This is a genomic window from Pseudomonas kermanshahensis (assembly GCF_014269205.2).
In the GTDB taxonomy this organism is placed as follows: domain Bacteria; phylum Pseudomonadota; class Gammaproteobacteria; order Pseudomonadales; family Pseudomonadaceae; genus Aquipseudomonas; species Aquipseudomonas kermanshahensis.
Genome location: NZ_JABWRY020000001.1, coordinates 704,169 through 724,269 on the forward strand (window position 1 = coordinate 704,169; position 20,101 = coordinate 724,269).

Sequence of the window (20,101 nt, forward strand, 5' to 3'; positions counted from 1 at the left end):
GAGCTGCGCCGCCAGCCTTGTGGGAGCGGGCTTGCCCGCGAAAAGGCTGGCGCCGATCTCAGGGTTGAAACGCACCAATGAAGATGGCCGGGTCGACCCGCGCATCGTTCAAGCTGACATTCCAGTGCATGTGCGGCCCGGTAGCTCGACCGGTCGAGCCAACCCGGCCCACCACATCGCCGCGACGCAACGCCTGCCCCACCTTCACATCGATCTTCGACATGTGGCAGAACATGCTGATAAAGCCCTGGCCATGGTCGACGAACACGGTACGGCCATTGAAGAAGTAATCCCCTACTAGGATTACCTGGCCATTGGCCGGGGTCTTGATTGGCGTGCCGGCCGGCACGGCGAAGTCCAGCCCGGCATGCGGGTTGCGCTCTTCGCCGTTGAAGAAGCGGCGCACGCCGAACTTGCTCGACAGCGGGCCGCTGACCGGTTTGTCGAGGATCAAGTTGCTCGGCAAGGTCGGGCTGAAACTGCGGTAGGCCTTGATCTGCTCGGCCAGCTCGCGGTCGATGCGCTTGAGGTCGGCCGGGTTTGGGTTGACCTGGCGCGTGTTCTTCAGGGTGATGCGCTGCTCGGGGTACTGCTTGCTGCCGACCGTGAAGGGCAGGTTGCGGCCACCTTGGCTCAACACCGCGGTGCCGGGCTTCTGGGTCAGCGGAATGCCGACGATCGCCAGCCAGTTGTCCTGCTCCTTGACCACCAGCACCGGCTTGCCGTCAAAGCGCGCGTTCGGCGCTGTGCTGCCGGGCCCTAGATCGACCACCGCCACGCCGCCGGGCACCGGTTTGTTCAAGGCACGGGTGATATAGCTGGCCTGGGCGCCGCTGGCCAGCAACAGCAGGGAAAGGGCGAGCAGGGGCGCGAACAGGCGGGGCATGGGTCAATCCAGTAGTGAGAGGGTGATGGGCGTCAGGTGGTTGTCTTCGACGCGCACCTGCAGTTCGCCTTCATTGAGGCGGGCGGTCAGGCGCTGGCCGTTGTGGGTTTGCTCGGCGCTGCGGATGGCCTGGCCACGCTCATCGAGCAGGATGCTGTAGCCGCGGGCGAGGGTGGCCAGCGGGCTGACCACTTGCAGCGTCTGCAGTTGTGCCTGGAAGCGCTGGCGACGGTCCTTGAGCACCTCGCGCATGGCCCGAGGCAGGCGTTCGGCGAGGCTGTCCAGGCGCTGGTTGAGCAGCTTCAGGGTGCGGCCCGGGTGTTGCGCGGCCAGGCGCGTGTCGAGGCGCCCCAGGCGCTCGCGGCGCTGGTTGAGGGTGTTCAAGAAGGCGCGGCGCAGGCGCATGTCCAGGTCGTCCAGGCGCTGGGCTTGCTGGCGCAGGCGCTCACCCGGATGGCGCAGGCGTCGGGCCAGCGATTCCACGCGCAGGCGGTCGTGGCTCAGGCGGTTTTGCATGCGCAGCAGCAGGCGCCGTTGCAGGCCGTCGAGGCGTTGCTGCAGGCCGCTGTTGTCGGGGGCCAGCAGTTCGGCGGCGGCCGATGGCGTGGGGGCGCGTACGTCGGCGACGAAATCGCAGATCGACACGTCGGTCTCATGGCCGACGGCGCTGACGATGGGCGTGACACAGGCGGCCACGGCACGTGCCACAGCTTCCTCGTTGAAGCTCCACAGGTCTTCCAGCGAGCCGCCGCCACGGGCCAGGATCAGCGCATCGAAACCGAGGCTGTCGGCCAGTTGTACGGCGCGCACGATTTGCGCGATGGACTCGCGGCCCTGTACCGCCGTGGGGATCAGGTTCAGTTCGACCTGCGGGGCGCGGCGGCCGAAGACGCTGATGATGTCGCGGATCACCGCGCCGGTGGGCGAGGTGATGATGCCGATGCGCTGCGGGTGGGCCGGCAGCGGCTTTTTGCGCTCGGCGCTGAACAGGCCCTCGGCGCCGAGTTTTTCTTTCAAGGCCTCGAACGCCAAGCGCAGGGCGCCATCCCCGGCCGGTTCGACGGTGTCGAGAATCAGCTGATAGTCGCCACGCCCCTCGAACAGCGAGACCTTGCCACGCACCCGCACCGCGAGGCCATCACGCAGGGCCTGGCGGACCCGCGTGGCGTTCTGGCGGAACAGCGCGCAGCGCACCTGGGCGCCGCTGTCCTTGAGGGTGAAGTACATGTGGCCGGAGGCCGGGCGGGCGAGGTTGGAAATCTCGCCTTCCACCCAGACGCTGCGGAATACGTCTTCCAGCAGCACCCGGGCGCGGCCGTTGAGTTGGCTGACGGTGAGGACCTCGCGGTCCAGGCCGAGTCGTTCGAAAGGGTCTCTGATCATGGCAGGCATCATAAAGGACATCGGGGGGTGGCGGGAATTGGGTTGGGGGCGTGCGGGTGTTGGGCGCTCGATCTCAACGCCGCCGAAAATCCCCCGTCATGCACCAAGGCCCCCATCACACCCCCTGCATCGCCGCCAAAAACTGGCGCACCATCAGCCCAGCATCCCGCCGACACGCCAGTGCCACCGTACTCTCACACACCTCACCCAGCGCCACGAACCTGACCGATGCCGGCGCAATATCGCGCATGCATGCCGGCAACAGCGCCACCCCGAACCCTGCCTGAATAAGCTGCAGCTGCGTGGTCTTGCGTGAAACCACCTGGGCCGCCTGCGGGAAAAACCCTGCATTCATGCACAGCGAGGCCGACAAGTAGCTCAACCCGCCGCGGTCCCGGTGAGGAATCGAAATGAAGCGCTCGCCACGTAGCTGCTCCAGTTGCACGACCGGCGCTTTAGCCAAGGGGTGCCCGGCGGCGACAGCCAGCAACAAAGGCTCGCTGAACAGCTCATGCAGCACCACGCCTTCATGCTGGCGCAGCACCGGCAGCCGCAACAGGCCGATATCCAGCCGCCCGGCGGCGATATCTTCCAATTGCGCCTCTGAAGACTGCTGCGCAATCTCCAGTGCAATCCCAGGGTTGCCTTGCAAGTACGCGCCCAAGCGAGCCAGCAGAGGCCCGGTCAGCGGCACGGTGCTGGAGTGGTTCAGGCGCAGGCTGCCTTGCAAGCCGTCGCCCATGTCGCGGGTGATGCGCTCGGCCTGTGCCAGGTCGGCCAGCAAGCGGCGGGCACGCTGCAAAAAGGCGTCCCCGGCGAGCGTCAGGCGTGGCAGGCGCGCAGTGCGTTCGAACAATGGCGTGCCCAGGTGCTGCTCCAGCTCCTTGATCTGCCGGCTCAGCGCCGACTGGGCGATGTACAGCCGCTCGGCGGCGGCGCTGAAACTGCCGCTCTCGGCAATTTCCACGAAGTAACGCAACTGGCGGATCGACGTCATGTCATGCCTTTTCGAGATGGGTAATGGCGCAAAGGCATATTAGTCGGCATGGCTCATGGCTGGCTAACCTTTGCGTAACATCTCAGGAACACACGCCATGTTCACCTCATTGTCCTTTTCCGGCCTCGATTGGCTGCCCATCCTGCTCGGTGTCGGCCTGGCCTACATCGTTTTCGGCATTGCCGGTTTCGGCACTGCGCTGGTCGCGGCGCCGGTGCTGATTCACTTCATGCCGCTGTCACGGATCATCCCGCTGTTGGTGCTGCTGGACTTCGTGGCGGCCTTCGGCAACTTGCTGCCGTCGCGCCGGGATGTGGTGCGCGGCGAGCTGCTGCGTCTGCTGCCCTTCATGGCGATAGGGTGCACCTTGGGGGTGGTGTTCCTGCTGCGGCTCAAGTCCGACCTACTGCTGTTGCTGATGGGCCTGTTCGTCAGCGCCTATGCGTTCTATAACCTGGCGGTGAAGGTGCGTCCGGCGACCTTGTCCGGCTTCTGGGCGGTACCCATGGGCACGGTAGGGGGCTTGTTCGGCGCATTGTTCGGCAGTGGTGGTTTTCTCTATGCGCTGTACCTCAGTGCTCGCCTGGAGGCGAAAGAGCAGGTGCGGGCTACCCAAAGTGCGTTGATCAGTTGCAGCACGGTGGTGCGCCTGTCGCTGTTCCTGATCGCCGGGGTCTACGCCGACAGCAGCCTGCTGCTGCTCGCTGCCTGCCTGTTGCCGGTGATGTTCGTCGGCTTGTGGGTAGGGCGCCGGCTGACCCTGAAACTGTCCCGCGAGGCCTTTGTGCGCTTGGTCACGTGGCTGGTGCTGGCCAGTGGCTTGGCCATGATTGGTCGCTACCTGAGCCTGTGAGCGGTAGAATTGCGGCATTACCGCAGTTCGCAGGTTTGCTTCCTTAATGAACACCCAGAGCATCATCGTCCCCAAGCTTTCCACTGTTCCGGCCAACGAAGCCCGCGCCCGGGCGATCGTGCGCTGGCTGGTGCGCGAGAAAGTCGTCGAAGAGCAACTCACTACTTGTGGTCGCACCGGTAACCGCATGGGCCATGCCTTGGCCGAAGGTGCGCGCAAGGTGGCCCTTCACCCCGAGAAACTGCCCTTCGGTGAGCCGGCCAGCGGCCTCGAGATCATGCTCAAGCGCTGCATCTATACCCCGACCGACGGTTTTCTCGAAGAAGCCGGCTGCCCGGAGTGCCGCCGTGAGGTCGGCGAGCCGCTGTTCGAGAGCCTGGAAGAGTGGATGCCAGGGGTCAGTGACAACTTCACCTGCCCGCTGTGCGGCTTCGAAGACGACATCAATGGCTTTCTTTACCTGCAGCCATGTGCCTTTTCCAACCTGGGGTTCATCTTCAACAACTGGGGCGAGGCCGGGTTCACCCAGGCCTTTCTCGACAGCTTCGCCGACTGGCTCGACCAGCCAGTGGCGGTCGTGCAGGTAAAACTGCCAGATCGCTGACCGAAGGCCCTTATTTTGCATTGAGCGGCGCGCCGTGGATGAGTATAATGGCGCGCTTCCATTTTTCCCGCCCGGGAGCCCCCGCGATGCTGCGTATCAGCCAAGAAGCCCTGACTTTCGACGATATCCTCCTTGTACCTGGCTATTCCGAGGTACTGCCCAATGAAGTCAGTCTCAAGACCCGTTTGACTCGTGGCATCGAGCTGAACATCCCTCTGGTTTCCGCCGCCATGGATACCGTGACCGAAGCGCGTCTGGCCATTGCCATGGCTCAGGAAGGCGGCATCGGCATCATCCACAAGAACATGACCATCGAACAGCAGGCCGGCGAAGTGCGCAAGGTCAAGAAGTTCGAGGCTGGCGTGGTCAAGGACCCGATCACCATCGAAGCAGACGCCACCGTGCGCGACCTGTTCGACCTGACCCGCCTGAACAACATTTCGGGTGTTCCGGTGCTGGAGAACGGTGACCTGGTCGGTATCGTCACCTCCCGTGACGTGCGCTTCGAAACCCGTCTGGATGCCAAGGTCCGCGATGTGATGACGCCCAAAGAGCGTCTGGTCACCGTGCGCGAAGGCGCCAACAAGAACGAAGTCCGCGAGCTGCTGCACAAGCACCGCCTGGAAAAAGTCCTGATCGTCGACGACAAGTTCACCCTCAAGGGCATGATGACCGTCAAAGACATCGAAAAAGCCAAGGCCTACCCGCTGGCCAGCAAGGACGACCAAGGTCGCCTGCGCGTCGGCGCTGCCGTCGGTACCGGCAAGGACACTGGCGAGCGCGTTGCTGCCCTGGTTGCCGCTGGCGTTGACGTGGTGGTGGTCGACACCGCCCACGGTCACTCCAAAGGCGTGATCGACCGCGTACGCTGGGTCAAGGAAACCTACCCGCAAGTGCAGGTGATCGGCGGCAACATCGCCACCGGCGCTGCGGCCAAGGCCCTGGCTGAAGCTGGCGCTGACGCCGTCAAGGTCGGTATCGGCCCAGGCTCGATCTGCACCACCCGCATCGTCGCCGGTGTCGGCGTGCCGCAAATCAGCGCCATCGCCAACGTCGCCGCTGCGCTGGAAGGCACGGGCGTCCCGCTGATCGCCGACGGTGGCATCCGCTTCTCCGGTGACCTGTCCAAGGCCATCGTTGCCGGTGCTTCCTGCGTGATGATGGGTTCGATGTTCGCCGGTACCGAAGAGGCCCCAGGTGAAGTCGAGCTGTTCCAGGGCCGCTCCTACAAGGCCTACCGCGGCATGGGCTCGCTGGGTGCCATGGCACAGGCGCAGGGCTCGTCCGACCGTTACTTCCAGGACTCCTCGGCCGGCGCCGAGAAGCTGGTACCGGAAGGCATTGAAGGCCGCGTACCGTACAAGGGTGCCTTGGCAGCCATCATCCACCAGCTGATGGGCGGCCTGCGTTCGTCCATGGGCTACACCGGCAGCGCAACCATCGAAGAGATGCGCACCAAGCCGGAATTCGTGCGCATCACCGGTGCCGGCATGGCCGAGTCCCACGTGCATGACGTGCAGATCACCAAAGAAGCCCCTAACTACCGCGTAGGCTGAGGCTTCCAGCACTATCAGCATGCGGGGCTGTCACGACAGCCCCGCGTCGTTTCCGATTTCCACTGACGAGATTGAGTCATGGCCCTCGACATTCACGCTCACCGCATCCTGATCCTCGATTTCGGTTCCCAGTACACCCAGCTGATCGCCCGCCGCGTGCGCGAGATCGGTGTCTACTGCGAACTGCATCCGTTCGACATGGACGATGAAGCGATCCGCGAATTCAACCCGCGCGGCATCATCCTCGCCGGCGGCCCCGAGTCGGTACACGAAGCCAACAGCCCGCGCGCGCCGCAGGCTGTGTTCGACCTGAACGTACCGCTGCTGGGCATCTGCTACGGCATGCAGACCATGGCCGAGCAACTGGGCGGCAAGGTGACCGGTTCCGACCTGCGCGAATTCGGCTACGCCCGCGTTGATGTGGTCGGCAAGAGCCGCCTGCTCGACGGCATCGAAGACCACGTAGACGCCGACGGCGTGCTGGGCCTGGACGTGTGGATGAGCCACGGTGACAAGGTCACCCAGATGCCTGGCGACTTCCACGTGCTGGCCAGCACCCCGAGCTGCCCGATTGCCGGCATGTTCGACGACGCGCGCGGCTACTACGGCGTGCAGTTCCACCCGGAAGTGACCCACACCAAGCAGGGCGGTCGCATCCTCTCGCGCTTCGTCCAGGACATCTGCGGCTGCGAAGCCCTGTGGACCCCGTCCAACATCGTCGAAGACGCCATCGCCCAAGTGCGTGAGCAAGTTGGTTCGGCCAACGTCCTGCTGGGCTTGTCCGGCGGCGTGGACTCCTCCGTGGTTGCCGCGCTGCTGCACCGCGCCATTGGTGACCAACTGACCTGCGTGTTCGTCGACAACGGCCTGCTGCGCCTGCACGAAGGCGACCAGGTAATGGCCATGTTCAAAGAGAACATGGGCGTCAAGGTGATCCGTGCCGACGCCGAGGCACAATTCCTGGGCAACCTGGAAGGCGAAGCGGACCCTGAGAAGAAGCGCAAGATCATCGGTCGCACCTTCATCGACATCTTCGATGCTGAAGCCAGCAAGCTGGAAAACATCCAGTTCCTGGCCCAGGGCACCATCTACCCGGACGTGATCGAGTCGGCTGGAGCCAAAAGCGGCAAGGCCCACGTGATCAAGTCGCACCACAACGTCGGTGGCCTGCCAGAGGAAATGAACCTCAAGCTGGTCGAGCCGCTGCGCGAGCTGTTCAAGGACGAAGTCCGCAAGATCGGCCTGGAGCTGGGCCTGCCGTACGACATGGTCTACCGCCACCCGTTCCCAGGCCCAGGCCTGGGCGTGCGTATCCTCGGTGAAGTGAAGAAGGAATACGCTGACATTCTGCGTCGCGCTGACCATATTTTCATCGAAGAACTGCGCAAAGCCGACTGGTACCACAAGACCAGCCAGGCCTTCGTGGTGTTCCAGCCGGTCAAGTCGGTTGGCGTCGTTGGCGACGGCCGTCGTTACGCCTGGGTCGTAGCCCTGCGTGCCGTCGAGACCGTGGACTTCATGACTGCGCGTTGGGCACACCTGCCGTACGAGCTGCTGGAGACCGTCAGCGGCCGTATCATCAATGAAATCGAAGGTATCTCGCGCGTCACTTACGACGTGTCGAGCAAGCCGCCGGCCACTATCGAGTGGGAATGATTTCGCGCCCGGCCACGGCCGGCGTCCTATAGCAGGAAGCTAACAAAAGCCCGCATGATTGCGTAATGCTGTTCACTTAAGAATGCCGGGGCCGCTCTGCGGCCCTTCGCGGCACAAGGCCGCTCCCACACCGACCGCGTAATGCCCCTATTTACAGGGCATGCGCGAACATTGTGGGAGCGGCCTTGTGCCGCGATGGGCCGCAAAGCGGCCCCCATACAGGCGATGGATAACTTAAGTGAACAGCATTACGCATGATTGCGGGCTTTTGCGTTTCACCGAGCGCGTCTATCGACCCTGAGCTGCAAGATCTCATCTCCCGCTTCGTCGTGCTCGCCTGTCGACGTCCAGGCCACGAAGCCTGGGCCGCTTCCATCGCGAATGCCGCTGCTCCATGAATCGACGGTGATGCCCAGCGCGCGCAGGTCTTCTTCTGTGAATGCGTTTTCCTGGGTCAATGCGCGCAGGGTCATACACGCTGCGGCATCTTCAGGTACTGCGGGGCGAAAGCTTATGGCTGTCATACGTTCGGCCTCACGTTGAAAGCGCCATTGTGCGTATGCGACGGTCTGCGAGTCTGTGAGCAAACGTAAGCAGCTCAAGGTCTGATGTGCCGCATGCCACGCTGCCTCAGCCAAGTATGTAGATCGGAAAGGTGCGTCAGGCGGCGTTGATGGACGGTTGGCCAGTCTGGCCGTTCGATGTAGTAGAAGCGCCCATCCCGCCTGATCAATGTGCGTCGCAAGCGCATGTCACGGCTGCGGTTAACCAGGTACTGCTCGCCGTTGGCCTCTTCGAAGGTGTAGTCACCTGGCCTGACCAGCATGCTTTCCAGGTCTGGCGACGGTGAGCGCGCAGGGGTTACCGCCGCTTGCAGCCGCAGGTCGCTTTGCAAGTGCCACAGCTTGCCTTTGCTGTCAGCGGAATCCGTGCCGGGGTCGGCTGTGTAGGTATCGACTCCGCCGGCAGGGGTATCTTCGACCCGCAATCCAATCGCACCTTCGGTTTCAGCCAGGCCGGTAACGCCATGGAAGTTGTTGGCGTGAGTGTTACCGACTAGCGCAATCCACCTTCCCGGGCCACGCGTAGCCTGGTCAGCGTCGATGATCAGGTGGGCATAGAAATTCATCATTTGCTGACGCGCTACATCGGACACCGGCTCTGCCCATGCCTGACGATAGCTGGCCATGCAGTCGATGGACTGGATGCGCACGCCATTTCTGTGTGCTTCAAGCAGTATCCGGCGGAAGGTGTAGCGGCCGGCAGGGTCGGTGTGGTGTCCGAAGTCCTGAGCCGTGACATACCGCTCCAGCGCCCTCGGCATGACGCCGCTACGGTTGAAGGTGTCGAGGTCCGCTTGCTGGAAATCGGTGGTGAAATGCTCCATGTACAGCGTCTTCACTTTCAGCTTGCGCAACTGTCCCATGTTTTCGATCAACAACCGCTTGCTGCCAAGGCTGCTGTGCGACTCGCCGACCACTAGACCATTGCTGTTTTCATAGATACGTTGCAGTACCTGTTTAGGCGTAGTTCCAGCAGGTAATTCCGGTATTGGCGGGCGAGCTGGCACATCTACCGTGGTCATGAACTGGTTGGCATCGGTCGCCAGTTGCTCACGCAGGGTGCGAAAGCGCGCGATGGCGGCGTATCGTTCAGGGTCGTGAATGTTTTCCCGTGCGCCTGTGATCTCCTCGTCCGCCACGTCCTCAAGTGCAGAGCGCAAGCTGGGGGGGACTTCATAAGGGGTTTCGGCAAGGGCAGGCACGTTCGCCGCCGCTGATGGCCTGCCCCAGATCTTCAACCGCGAGAGCATGCCGCCTTTGAGGCCTCCACGTTCGAGGGGGTACCACTGGCCATCGGCATCAAGGCGGATGGGTTGGTGCTTGTAGAAAGAAAACGGGTTTTCCGGGTCGACGATGGTCCAGGTATTCAGTTCGGGCACAAAGCGCACCTGGTAAGGCTGCTCCTCGACTAGCGCATAAAACTGCCCGTCCTGTGTGTAAATGCCTGCGAAGGTGCCCGAGCCAGGCTCGCCGCTGAGCAGCATATTGGTTTCGAAGGGCTTCAACAGCGCCCAGCGTTTCACTGGCTGGAAGGGCGTTGGTACCCAGGTGTTCACGGCGTCCGCTACGCTTGAAGGGTCTTCGTCGCTGGGTTCGGTTTCGCCAACAGCGGCGGGTTCTTCTGGTGCTGTGGGGCTTTGCCCTGCACCCGTTTCTCCGCCTGTTTCAGCGGCTTCGCCGAGTTCGGCGAGTGGTTTGCTCGGTGCGCTGAGCAAAAACGTTGCGTTGAACAGCGTCTCGATGGCAGCAAAGATTGCCCCGGTAACGCCTGCCTTGCGTTCGCGGGTGGTATGCCCGGTAATTGCCTGGTCGATGTTCAAGCCCGTTTCAGCGATGCCGGCGCCGACCAGCGCCAATGCCACGGGCCAGTCCACTGCCGCCAGGGGGCCAAACACTTTCAGGCCGGCACTCAGGTAGCCGATCCACAGTTGTTTGCGCAAGTCGGCGTTGGAGCGCAGGGAGAAGTGCGCATCATCGATCATCCGCTGTCGGGCTTTGTCGCGCAGCCAGTCGAAGACGTCCTTATGGATCTGCTGATCGAGGGTGTTGATGCCGGAATAATCATCCCTGCCCCAGCCTTGGTACAGCAGATCGACCAGGTGATTGAGGCCGACCTTGCTGTCGCCCTCATCGCGGTCATCGAGGGAGAAGTGCGCCAGGAAGCGTGCGCGGTTATCGGCATGGTTGCAGTTGATGAGTACCCACCAGAACAGTGCCTGGTCATCCGCAAAGTAATGCAGGCCATCGACGTCGCCAGGTAGGTAGATCAGCTGGCTGCCATCTTTGAGCTGCAGACGCAGGATATCTGTGGCCACATGCCCGCCGATATCGAACGTGCACACGCGCACGCCAGCGCCAGGTACTACCTGTTGTTGCAGCGCTTCCAGTGACGGCGGCCAGGGTGTGTCACCCGCCAGCGCCAGCACGACATCGCGGCAGTGGCTGGCCAGCGCTGACGCGGGGTCATGGGCGCAGGCTTCCAGTACTTTGCTGAGGAAATTGGCCTTGGCCAACGTCCGGAAGTGGCCCGCCTGTTTCGACCAGAAAGACGTCAGCCGATCTTTGAAATCGACGGCAAAGTCGATGCTCCAGAAGTATTCCAGAACGTCCTTGGCTTCAAGCCGGATTTCATTACGCTCGTCGTAGGCATCCCCGCCAGGCCCTTCGGTGTAAAAGCCAACGAGGTAACTCAGCAGGTCGGCGTTGTCCTGGTCGTTGGCATCGAAGCGGTGCATGACCAGTTGGGGCAAGGTCAGCGATTCGTACGGCGGGTCCAGGTGCTGCCAGCCGTTGAAGGTTTTGTGGCTGCTGACGGCGGTGTGAAAGCGGTGCAGGTAAACGTTGTCGGGGTCCAGTGTTGTCAGGCCGTGGCGTTCAAGGACCTGTTGGGCAACTTCGCGGGCCATCTCGCGCATGTCAGGGCAGGCTTCGGTGAGCTGGCGGGCCAGCGTTAGCAGGCTTTGCTGTTCGTTGGAAGTGGGGGTGTTGGAGGGCATCACGTTTGTCCTGGCTGGAAGGATAAACGTCAGTCTCGAAGGGGCACGGGCCATGAAGGCGGTGCATATTGCTTGCCTGAACGGCCAGTAAAGGTGGCTTTCACTTAATCTTTCCCATTTGCAGGTGTATCGTATTCGCCCTTCATCCCCAGCCCTGCTGGCAGCTTGATTGCGCCGAACACGAGGTACCCGCACCGATGTCCTTCACCCGTCGACAAATGCTCAAGGGCCTCACCGGCCTGGTTGTGGTAGGCCTGGGCGCCGGAGGCGCAGCGCGGTACTGGCTGGGCAAGGTCGAGGACGAGAATGCCGGGCACGACTACGAGCTGATCGCCGCGCCCCTGGACGTGGAACTGGTGCCGGGCTTCAAGACCGAGGCCTGGGCCTTTGGCCCTTCGGCGCCGGGCACCGAGTTGCGGGTACGCCAGGGCACCTGGCTGCGGGTGCGGTTCATCAACCACTTGCCGGTCGAAACCACCATTCACTGGCATGGCATCCGCTTGCCGCTGGAAATGGACGGCGTGCCGTACGTGTCGCAGCTGCCGGTCAAGCCGGGCGAATACTTCGACTACAAGTTCCGCGTGCCGGATGCGGGCAGCTACTGGTATCACCCACATGTCAGCAGCTCGGAAGAGCTCGGCCGCGGGCTGGTCGGGCCATTGATCGTCGAGGAGCGCGAGCCTACCGGGTTCCTGCACGAGCGCACGCTGAGCCTGAAAAACTGGCACGTGGACGAGCAGGGCGCCTGGCTGCCGTTCAGCATCCCGCGTGAGGCCGCGCGTAACGGCACTGCCGGGCGGCTCATCACCATCAACGGCCAGCCCGACGCGGTCACCGAGCTGCCGGCCGGCCAGGTGGTGCGGGTGCGCCTGCTGAACCTGGACAACACCTGGACCTATCGCCTTAACCTCAAGGGTAACTGCGAGGCGAAGATCTACGCCCTCGACGGCAACCCGGTAACCCCGCGCCTGTTGGAAGACGAGTACTGGCTTGGCCCTGGCATGCGCATCTGCCTGGCCATCCGGATTCCCGAAGCGGGTGAGGAAATTTCCCTGCGCGACGGTTTCGTGCGCCTGGGTACCCTGCGTTCGGTGCCGAGCAACGACGCGCCGAGTGACTGGCCGCCAGCGCTGCCGGCCAACCCGATCGCCGAGCCGGACCTGGAGAATGCTGAAAAGCTCAACTTCAATTTCGAGTGGGCGGCCAAAGTCTCTGTCACCCCTGACCCGAACAAACCATCGAGCCTGTGGCAGATCAACGGCCAGGCCTGGGACATCACCGACAAGACATGCGCCGACCGGCCCATCGCTACGCTGCAGAAGGGCAAGAGCTACATCTTCGAGCTGAAGAACATGACCCAGTACCAGCACCCGATCCACCTGCATGGCATGAGTTTCAAGGTGATTGCCTCCAACCGCCACGACATCAAGGAGCCGTGGTTCACCGATACCTACCTGCTGGGCAAGAACGAGCGGGCCCAAGTGGCACTTGTGGCCGATAACCCGGGCACCTGGATGTTCCACTGCCACGTCATCGACCACATGGAAACCGGCCTGATGGCCGCGATAGCGGTGGTCTGATGCGCCCACACATCATCGATCGCAGCCGCGATCAGGAATTCATGCGCATTGCTCTGGCCCTGGCGGCTGAGGGCGCGGCCATGGGCGAGGTGCCGGTGGGGGCGGTGCTGGTGCAGCATGGCCAGGTAATCGGCCAGGGCTTCAACCGGCCCATTATCGACAGCGACCCGAGTGCGCATGCCGAAATGGTCGCCATTCGGGCTGCGGCCAAGTCGGCGAGCAACTATCGGCTGCCGGGCAGCACGCTGTATGTGACCCTGGAGCCTTGCAGCATGTGCGCGGGTTTGATCGTGCATTCGCGGGTGGCGCGGGTTGTGTACGGGGCGCTGGAGCCCAAGGCGGGTATCGTGCAGAGCCAGGGTCAGTTCTTCGGCCAGGGCTTCCTCAACCATCGGGTGATGGTCGAGGGCGGGGTGCTGGCGGAGGAGTGTGGGCAGATCCTCAGTGACTTCTTCAAGGCCCGAAGGGTAAAGAGGGGGGGGTAGCAGGTGGCTAACGATACATCAAGGCGCATTCTCTGGCGGTCGGTATAGCATTACGACACCCATCCTGCTAAATGAGGGGGTGTCGAATGCTACAGGGCTGACTTAGGTTGTTATCGATTGTTGGTGTCTACACAAGAGAGCTTTCCAGCGATGGTTCCGCTCCTGTAGTGTTTCTTCTGCATTTTTAATCCAGTGGCGACCATTTGCCCGTTTTCAATATTTCTAAGGTCTGAGATAGAGATTTTGCTTGTATAAACTGCATCGTCAGTTACCTCGAGTACGAAGCGCCAGTCATTTTCTGGGCAATAGCTGTAATCAGATTCTTTTACAGGTCTGTCGCTCCCCAGTTTTATTGTGTTGCCCTTTGATGCATTGCTTACCTTAAAAGAATAAACCTGATCATTGCCGCAGTCGTAATTGCCCATGTAGGCAGCTTCTTTTCGGTATTCTATGTTCAAAGATTCGCAGGCGCTGTCGGAATTTCTCTTGTAAAGATGAAGTTTTCCCACGGCCATATTTGGGGTGCTGGCTTGGGACTCCGCCCTTTTCACTTCTGCGGCCTTGTAATCATCTGGGCGGAGTGGTTGTGCGTGTGCGAACGCAGTCAGGCTGAGCAACCCAATAATAATAAGTGGTTTGGTCATGTCGATCTCCAGCGCTATGGTTGTGGAGATGCATATATAAAATGGGCTGTGCTAGGCGACAACTGGCATATTTACCAGTTGCGTAATCGTTAGGTTTTTGCAATCACATCAAGCGATGTATAGCGTTCCAAGAGACTTGAAACGTAAATCGCTTAGGGTGAGGTGCTGTGAACTTACGGATGAAGCCGGGAAGGGAGTGAATGCCGGTCATTCCTGCGAACAGGCCCGTACAGGTTTACATCGGCGGCGACTGCTCTGCCGGCTTGTCTTTGTTTACCCCAGGCACATGCAAATTGCCCTCGGCCATCTGGCCTTCGAGCTGCGGCTGGGTCACCCAGGTCAGGATGTCGTAGTAACGGCGGATGTTGGCCACGAAGTGCACCGGCTCGCCGCCACGGGCGTAGCCGTATTTGGTCTTGCTGTACCACTGCTTCTGCGCCAGGCGTGGCAGCATTTTCTTCACGTCCAGCCACTTGTTCGGGTTGAGCTTCTCGCGCTTGGCCAGGGTGCGGGCGTCTTCGAGGTGGCCGCTGCCAACGTTATAGGCAGCCAGTGCGAACCAGGTGCGGTCGGGTTCCTGGATGCTGTCGTCGAGTTGCTCTTTGATCAGCATGAAGTACTTGGCACCACCCTGGATGCTCTGTTTCGGGTCCAGGCGATTGGACACGCCCATGGCCTGCGCCGTGCGCTGGGTGAGCATCATCAGGCCGCGCACGCCCGTCTTGGAGGTGACTTCCGGCTGCCACATCGATTCCTGGTAGCCGATGGCCGCCAGCAGGCGCCAGTCCACCTGTTCGACCTTGGCGTAGCTCTTGAAGTGTTTCTCGTACTTGGGCAGGCGCTGCTGCAGGTGCTGGGCGAAGGTATAGGCGCCGACGTAGCCGAGTACATCGACATGGCCGTAATAGCGGTCTTTCAGGCGCTGCAGCGTGCCGTTCTTCTGGGCCTTGTCGAGAAACTCATTGACCTCGTTGAGCAGGCTGTTGTCCTCGCCGGCCGCCACCGCCCAGCGCTGGTCGCGGGTGTCGCCCAGGTCGAAGGCGACCCGAACGTTGGGGAAGTACACCTGGTTCATCGCCAGTTCGTTGGAGTCGACCAGGGTCAGGTCGATCTGGCCTTCATCGACCATGCGCAGCAAGTCGACCACCTCGACGGCGTCGGATTCTTCGTATTCCAGGCCCGGATACTGCTTTTTCAGCTCAGCCAGCTGGTCGGCATGGCTGCTGCCCTTGAGCACCATGATCTTCTTGCCGACCAGGCCCTTGGCTTCGGTCGGGCGCGAGCGGCCGTTGCGGTAGATGACTTGAGGGGTGACCTCCAGGTACGGGTGGGAGAATTTCGCCTGGGTCTTGCGCCGCTCGCTGCTTACCAGACCGGCGGCTGCCAGCACTGGGCCGGAGGGCTTGCCCAGCTCGTCGAACAGTTGGTCGAGGTTGTCGGCGGTCTCGATCTCCAGCTTTACGCCGAGATCATCGGCGAAATGCTTGACCAATTCGTATTCGAAGCCGGTTTCGCCGTTACGGTCCTGGAAATACGTCGCCGGGCTGTTGCGGGTGATTACGCGCAGCACGCCATCCTCCTTCACGCGCTCGAGGGTGCTGGGTTTTTCAACACAGGCACCGAGCATCAGAAAGAGTCCGGTTGCGATGAGCCATCTGGCGCAGCGCTGGCGCAAAGCAGTGTGGGCGAACATAGCTTGCAGTATACGCAAAGGACAGGCGGCGCCATATCTCGACAACAGATAGCTTGTCTGGTAGCGGGTTCTGTGTTCAGGGTGTTTGCCGTTAGAGGTGTGCCGTCTGGCAGATCGAGCGCCGCGCGGGCGGCGCTCGATCTCACAGGCCATAAACCTCTTGAGGCGAGCACCCGAAATATTGACCCGCAAGTCCGGTTCCACCGCCCGACAGGCGCGGCGTAGAGCAGGTGCCGAAAGCCGCGGAATTAGGCTAGAATGCACGGCCTCTAAGCACACCCCTTCCTGAGGCTGTCCCGACGATGTTGATCCTGCGCGGCGCTCCTGCCCTTTCTGCCTTTCGCCACGGTAAATTACTCGAGCAACTGAGCCAGAAAGTCCCCGCTGTTACTGGTTTGTATGCCGAATTCGCCCACTTCGCCGATGTCGACGGCGAGCTGACCGCCGACCAGCAGCAGGTGCTGGGCCGTCTGCTCAAGTACGGCCCGAGCGTGCCGGTACAGGAGCCGACCGGCCGCCTGTTCCTGGTCGTGCCGCGCCTGGGCACCATCTCGCCCTGGGCCAGCAAGGCCAGCGACATTGCCCACAACTGCGGCCTGCAGTCGATCCAGCGCCTTGAGCGCGGCATCGCCTACTACGTCGCCGGCAACCTGAGCGAAGCCGATGCACAGGCCGTCGCCGCCGAACTGCACGACCGCATGACCCAGCGCGTGCTGGCCCAGCTGGAGCAGGCATCCGACCTGTTCAGCCACGCCCAGCCCAAGCCGATGACCTCGGTCGACATCCTCGCCGGTGGCCGCGACGCCCTGGCCAAGGCCAACGTCGACCTGGGCCTGGCCCTGGCTGAAGACGAGATCGACTACCTGGTCGCCGCTTTCCAGAACCTTGCGCGCAACCCGAACGACATCGAACTGATGATGTTCGCCCAGGCCAACTCCGAGCACTGCCGTCACAAGATCTTCAACGCCAGTTGGGACATCGACGGCCAGGCTCAGGAAAAGAGCCTGTTCGGCATGATCAAGAACACCTACCAGATGCACAGCGAAGGCGTGCTGTCTGCTTACAAGGACAACGCCTCGGTGATCGTCGGCAACGTTGCCGGCCGTTTCTTCCCGAACCCTGAAACCCGCCAGTACGGCGCGGTGCAGGAGCCGGTGCACATCTTGATGAAGGTCGAGACGCACAACCACCCGACCGCCATCGCGCCGTTCTCCGGTGCTTCCACCGGCTCCGGCGGCGAAATCCGCGACGAAGGCGCCACCGGCCGTGGCGCCAAGCCCAAGGCTGGCCTGACCGGCTTTACCGTGTCCAACCTGCGCATCCCAGGCTTCGAACAGCCATGGGAGCAGGCGTACGGCAAGCCTGAGCGCATCGTCGACGCCCTCGACATCATGGTCGAAGGCCCACTGGGTGGCGCCGCGTTCAACAACGAATTCGGTCGCCCGGCCCTGACCGGCTACTTCCGTACCTTCGAGCAGGCGATCAACACCCCGCACGGCGAAGAAGTGCGCGGCTACCACAAGCCGATCATGCTTGCCGGCGGCATGGGCAACATCCGTGAAGACCACGTGCAGAAGGGCGAGATCACCGTCGGCGCCAAGCTGATCGTGCTCGGCGGCCCGGCCATGCTGATCGGCCTGGGTGGCGGTGCGGCGTCGTCGGTCGCCACCGGTGCCAGCTCTGCCGACCTGGACTTCGCTTCGGTACAGCGCGAAAACCCGGAAATGGAGCGCCGTTGCCAAGAGGTCATCGACCGCTGCTGGCAGCTGGGCGACAAGAACCCGATCGCCTTCATCCACGACGTTGGCGCCGGCGGTATCTCCAACGCCTTCCCTGAGCTGGTCAACGACGGTGGCCGCGGTGGCCGCTTCGAACTGCGCAATGTGCCCAACGATGAGCCGGGCATGGCCCCGCACGAAATCTGGAGCAACGAATCGCAGGAACGTTACGTGCTGGCCGTCAGCGCTGTCGACTTCGACCGCTTCCAGGCCATCTGTGAACGTGAGCGCTGCCCGTTCGCCGTGGTCGGCGAGGCGACGGAAGAGCCGCACCTGACCGTGACCGACAGCCACTTCGCCAACACCCCGGTGGACATGCCGCTGGACGTGCTGCTGGGCAAGCCGCCGCGCATGCACCGTTCGGTCACCCGTGAAGCCGAACTTGGCGATGAATTCGACCCAAGCACCCTGTCGCTGGCCGATTCGGTCGAGCGCGTGCTGCACCACCCTGCGGTGGCCAGCAAGAGCTTCCTGATCACCATCGGCGACCGCACCATCACTGGCCTGGTAGCCCGTGACCAAATGGTCGGCCCATGGCAGGTGCCGGTGGCCGACTGCGCCGTTACCGCCACCAGCTTCGACGTCTACACCGGTGAAGCCATGGCCATGGGTGAGCGCACCCCGCTGGCCCTGCTCGACGCCCCGGCGTCTGGCCGCATGGCCATCGGCGAAACCCTGACCAACCTTGCCGCCTCGCGGATCGAGAAGCTGTCCGACATCAAACTGTCGGCCAACTGGATGTCCGCCGCCGGCCACCCGGGTGAAGACGCCCGCCTGTACGACACCGTCAAGGCTGTCGGCATGGAGCTGTGCCCTGAGTTGGGTATCACCATTCCGGTCGGCAAAGACTCGATGTCGATGAAGACCAAGTGGAGCGAAGAGGGCGTCGAGAAGAGCGTGACCTCGCCGATGTCGTTGATCATCACCGGCTTCGCCCCGGTCACCGACATCCGCAAGACCCTGACCCCGCAACTGCGCATGGACAAGGGCGAAACCGACCTGATCCTGATCGACCTGGGCCGCGGCAAGAACCGCATGGGCGCCTCGATCCTGGCGCAGACCCACGGCAAGTTGGCCAGTGCCGCACCGGACGTCGACGATGCCGAAGACCTCAAGGCCTTCTTCGCCGTGATCCAGGGCCTCAACGCCGACGGCCACCTGCTGGCCTACCACGACCGTTCCGATGGTGGCCTGATGACCACCGTGCTGGAAATGGCCTTCGCCGGCCATTGCGGCTTCGACCTGGAGCTGGACACCCTGACCAGCAAAGCGGAAAAAGTCGCCGCCATCCTCTTCAACGAAGAGCTGGGTGCGGTCATCCAGGTTCGCCAGGATGCCACCCCAGACGTACTGGCCCAGTTCAGCGCCGCTGGCCTGGGTGAAGACTGCGTCGCGGTGATCGGCCAGCCGATCAACAACAGCGAAGTGGTCGTGCGCCTGAACGGTGAGGAACTGTTCAAGGGCGACCGTCGCCTGCTGCAACGCCAGTGGGCCGAGACCAGCTACCAGGTTCAGCGCCTGCGTGACAACGCCGAATGCGCCGACCAGGAATTCGACGCGCTGCTCGAAGAAGACAACCCGGGCCTGTCGGTCAAGCTGGGCTACGACGTCAACGACGACATCGCTGCCCCGTACATCAAGAAAGGCGTGCGCCCGCAAGTGGCGATCCTGCGTGAGCAGGGCGTCAACGGCCAGGTCGAGATGGCTGCCGCCTTCGACCGCGCCGGCTTCGCCGCCATTGACGTGCACATGAGCGACATCCTCGCTGGCCGTGTCGACTTCGAAGCCTTCAAAGGCCTGGTTGCCTGCGGTGGTTTCTCGTACGGTGACGTGCTGGGTGCCGGTGAGGGCTGGGCCAAGTCGGCGCTGTTCAACGCCCGTGCCCGCGATGCCTTCCAGGCCTTCTTCGAGCGTAGCGACAGCTTCGCCCTGGGCGTGTGCAACGGTTGCCAGATGATGTCCAACCTGCACGAGCTGATCCCGGGCACCGAGTTCTGGCCGCACTTCGTGCGTAACCGTTCCGAGCAGTTCGAAGCCCGTGTGGCCATGGTCGAGGTGCAGAAGTCCAACTCGATCTTCCTGCAGGGCATGGCCGGTTCGCGCATGCCGATCGCCATCGCCCACGGCGAAGGCCATGCCGAGTTCGCCAACGAAGCGGCACTGCTGGAAGCCGACGTGTCCGGTTGCGTGGCCCTGCGCTACGTCGACAACCACGGCAAGGTCACCGAAACCTACCCGGCCAACCCGAACGGCTCGCCGCGTGGTATCACCGGCCTCACCAGCCGTGACGGCCGCGTGACCATCATGATGCCGCACCCGGAGCGTATGTTCCGCGCTGTGCAGAACTCCTGGCGCCCGGATGAGTGGCAGGAAGATGCTGCGCTGATGCGTATGTTCCGCAACGCGCGCGTCTGGGTGAACTAAGGC

14 protein-coding genes are annotated in these 20,101 nt (G+C 62.5%); 7 read left to right on the plus strand and 7 right to left on the minus strand.

What is annotated here, in order from left to right; genetic code table 11:
• Window positions 1-58 precede the first annotated feature (58 nt).
• The 3 genes from HU764_RS03265 to HU764_RS03275 all read right to left on the minus strand — a co-directional run bounded on the left by HU764_RS03265 (window position 59) and on the right by HU764_RS03275 (window position 3,266).
• Complete coding sequence (locus HU764_RS03265) at window positions 59-886, minus strand: M23 family metallopeptidase (protein ID WP_186703530.1); 828 nt, start codon at window positions 884-886, stop codon at window positions 59-61.
• A gap of 3 nt (window positions 887-889) precedes the next feature.
• Window positions 890-2,269 (minus strand): exodeoxyribonuclease VII large subunit, encoded by a 1,380-nt coding sequence (gene xseA, locus HU764_RS03270; RefSeq protein WP_186675752.1) that lies wholly within the window; start codon window positions 2,267-2,269, stop codon window positions 890-892.
• 115 nt (window positions 2,270-2,384) lie between these two features.
• Window positions 2,385-3,266, minus strand: coding sequence for a LysR family transcriptional regulator (locus tag HU764_RS03275; RefSeq protein WP_186675755.1), 882 nt, complete (start codon window positions 3,264-3,266; stop codon window positions 2,385-2,387).
• Window positions 3,267-3,363: 97 nt separating this feature from the next.
• Between HU764_RS03275 and HU764_RS03280 the strand changes: the two genes are divergently transcribed.
• From HU764_RS03280 to guaA, 4 genes are all read left to right on the plus strand, one after another.
• Complete coding sequence (locus tag HU764_RS03280) at window positions 3,364-4,119, plus strand: sulfite exporter TauE/SafE family protein (protein ID WP_186703531.1); 756 nt, start codon at window positions 3,364-3,366, stop codon at window positions 4,117-4,119.
• Window positions 4,120-4,165: 46 nt separating this feature from the next.
• Entirely contained in the window at window positions 4,166-4,723 is a 558-nt protein-coding gene (locus HU764_RS03285; protein ID WP_186703532.1) for a sugar ABC transporter ATPase, read from the plus strand.
• Between the two features lie 86 nt (window positions 4,724-4,809).
• Window positions 4,810-6,279, plus strand: coding sequence for an IMP dehydrogenase (gene guaB / locus HU764_RS03290; protein WP_186703533.1), 1,470 nt, complete (start codon window positions 4,810-4,812; stop codon window positions 6,277-6,279).
• A 78-nt stretch (window positions 6,280-6,357) separates the two neighbouring features.
• Entirely contained in the window at window positions 6,358-7,935 is a 1,578-nt protein-coding gene (gene guaA / locus HU764_RS03295) for a glutamine-hydrolyzing GMP synthase (protein ID WP_099453063.1), read from the plus strand.
• Between the two features lie 275 nt (window positions 7,936-8,210).
• Here guaA and HU764_RS03300 read toward each other — a convergent pair whose 3' ends face one another.
• Both HU764_RS03300 and HU764_RS03305 read right to left on the minus strand, forming a co-directional pair.
• On the minus strand, window positions 8,211-8,408 hold the full coding sequence (locus HU764_RS03300; RefSeq protein WP_225935608.1) for a hypothetical protein: 198 nt from the start codon (window positions 8,406-8,408) through the stop codon (window positions 8,211-8,213).
• A gap of 125 nt (window positions 8,409-8,533) precedes the next feature.
• The gene (locus HU764_RS03305; protein WP_186703534.1) at window positions 8,534-11,494 is read right to left on the minus strand and encodes a membrane-targeted effector domain-containing toxin; all 2,961 of its coding nucleotides are present in this window, start codon (window positions 11,492-11,494) and stop codon (window positions 8,534-8,536) included.
• A 197-nt stretch (window positions 11,495-11,691) separates the two neighbouring features.
• Here HU764_RS03305 and HU764_RS03310 point away from each other — a divergent pair, with 197 nt between their 5' ends.
• Entirely contained in the window at window positions 11,692-13,074 is a 1,383-nt protein-coding gene (locus tag HU764_RS03310; protein WP_186703535.1) for a multicopper oxidase family protein, read from the plus strand.
• Entirely contained in the window at window positions 13,074-13,559 is a 486-nt protein-coding gene (gene tadA / locus HU764_RS03315; RefSeq protein ID WP_027595685.1) for a tRNA adenosine(34) deaminase TadA, read from the plus strand. The genes HU764_RS03310 and tadA overlap by 1 nt, the downstream gene beginning before the upstream one ends.
• 110 nt (window positions 13,560-13,669) lie before the next feature.
• Here the strand turns inward: tadA and HU764_RS03320 are convergent, their stop codons facing one another.
• Window positions 13,670-14,203 carry a hypothetical protein gene (locus tag HU764_RS03320; RefSeq protein ID WP_186703536.1) on the minus strand — a complete coding sequence of 178 codons (534 nt, stop codon included), beginning with the start codon at window positions 14,201-14,203 and terminating at the stop codon, window positions 13,670-13,672.
• Window positions 14,204-14,438: 235 nt separating this feature from the next.
• Window positions 14,439-15,896, minus strand: coding sequence for a membrane-bound lytic murein transglycosylase MltF (gene mltF, locus HU764_RS03325; protein WP_027595687.1), 1,458 nt, complete (start codon window positions 15,894-15,896; stop codon window positions 14,439-14,441).
• Window positions 15,897-16,198: 302 nt separating this feature from the next.
• Here mltF and purL point away from each other — a divergent pair, with 302 nt between their 5' ends.
• On the plus strand, window positions 16,199-20,098 hold the full coding sequence (gene purL / locus HU764_RS03330; RefSeq protein ID WP_186675775.1) for a phosphoribosylformylglycinamidine synthase: 3,900 nt from the start codon (window positions 16,199-16,201) through the stop codon (window positions 20,096-20,098).
• Window positions 20,099-20,101 lie beyond the last annotated feature (3 nt).

What these genes read in the sequence shown, in the direction of transcription:
- purL (WP_186675775.1), top strand. Translation starts at nt 16,199, where the DNA reads ATGTTGATCCTGCGCGGCGCTCCTGCCCTTTCTGCCTTTCGCCACGGT.
- HU764_RS03305 (WP_186703534.1), bottom strand. Translation starts at nt 11,494, where the DNA reads ATGCCCTCCAACACCCCCACTTCCAACGAACAGCAAAGCCTGCTAACG.
- HU764_RS03285 (WP_186703532.1), top strand. Translation starts at nt 4,166, where the DNA reads ATGAACACCCAGAGCATCATCGTCCCCAAGCTTTCCACTGTTCCGGCC.
- HU764_RS03280 (WP_186703531.1), top strand. Translation starts at nt 3,364, where the DNA reads ATGTTCACCTCATTGTCCTTTTCCGGCCTCGATTGGCTGCCCATCCTG.
- guaB (WP_186703533.1), top strand. Translation starts at nt 4,810, where the DNA reads ATGCTGCGTATCAGCCAAGAAGCCCTGACTTTCGACGATATCCTCCTT.
- HU764_RS03300 (WP_225935608.1), bottom strand. Translation starts at nt 8,408, where the DNA reads ATGACCCTGCGCGCATTGACCCAGGAAAACGCATTCACAGAAGAAGAC.
- guaA (WP_099453063.1), top strand. Translation starts at nt 6,358, where the DNA reads ATGGCCCTCGACATTCACGCTCACCGCATCCTGATCCTCGATTTCGGT.
- tadA (WP_027595685.1), top strand. Translation starts at nt 13,074, where the DNA reads ATGCGCCCACACATCATCGATCGCAGCCGCGATCAGGAATTCATGCGC.
- HU764_RS03265 (WP_186703530.1), bottom strand. Translation starts at nt 886, where the DNA reads ATGCCCCGCCTGTTCGCGCCCCTGCTCGCCCTTTCCCTGCTGTTGCTG.
- xseA (WP_186675752.1), bottom strand. Translation starts at nt 2,269, where the DNA reads ATGATCAGAGACCCTTTCGAACGACTCGGCCTGGACCGCGAGGTCCTC.
- mltF (WP_027595687.1), bottom strand. Translation starts at nt 15,896, where the DNA reads ATGTTCGCCCACACTGCTTTGCGCCAGCGCTGCGCCAGATGGCTCATC.
- HU764_RS03320 (WP_186703536.1), bottom strand. Translation starts at nt 14,203, where the DNA reads ATGACCAAACCACTTATTATTATTGGGTTGCTCAGCCTGACTGCGTTC.
- HU764_RS03275 (WP_186675755.1), bottom strand. Translation starts at nt 3,266, where the DNA reads ATGACGTCGATCCGCCAGTTGCGTTACTTCGTGGAAATTGCCGAGAGC.
- HU764_RS03310 (WP_186703535.1), top strand. Translation starts at nt 11,692, where the DNA reads ATGTCCTTCACCCGTCGACAAATGCTCAAGGGCCTCACCGGCCTGGTT.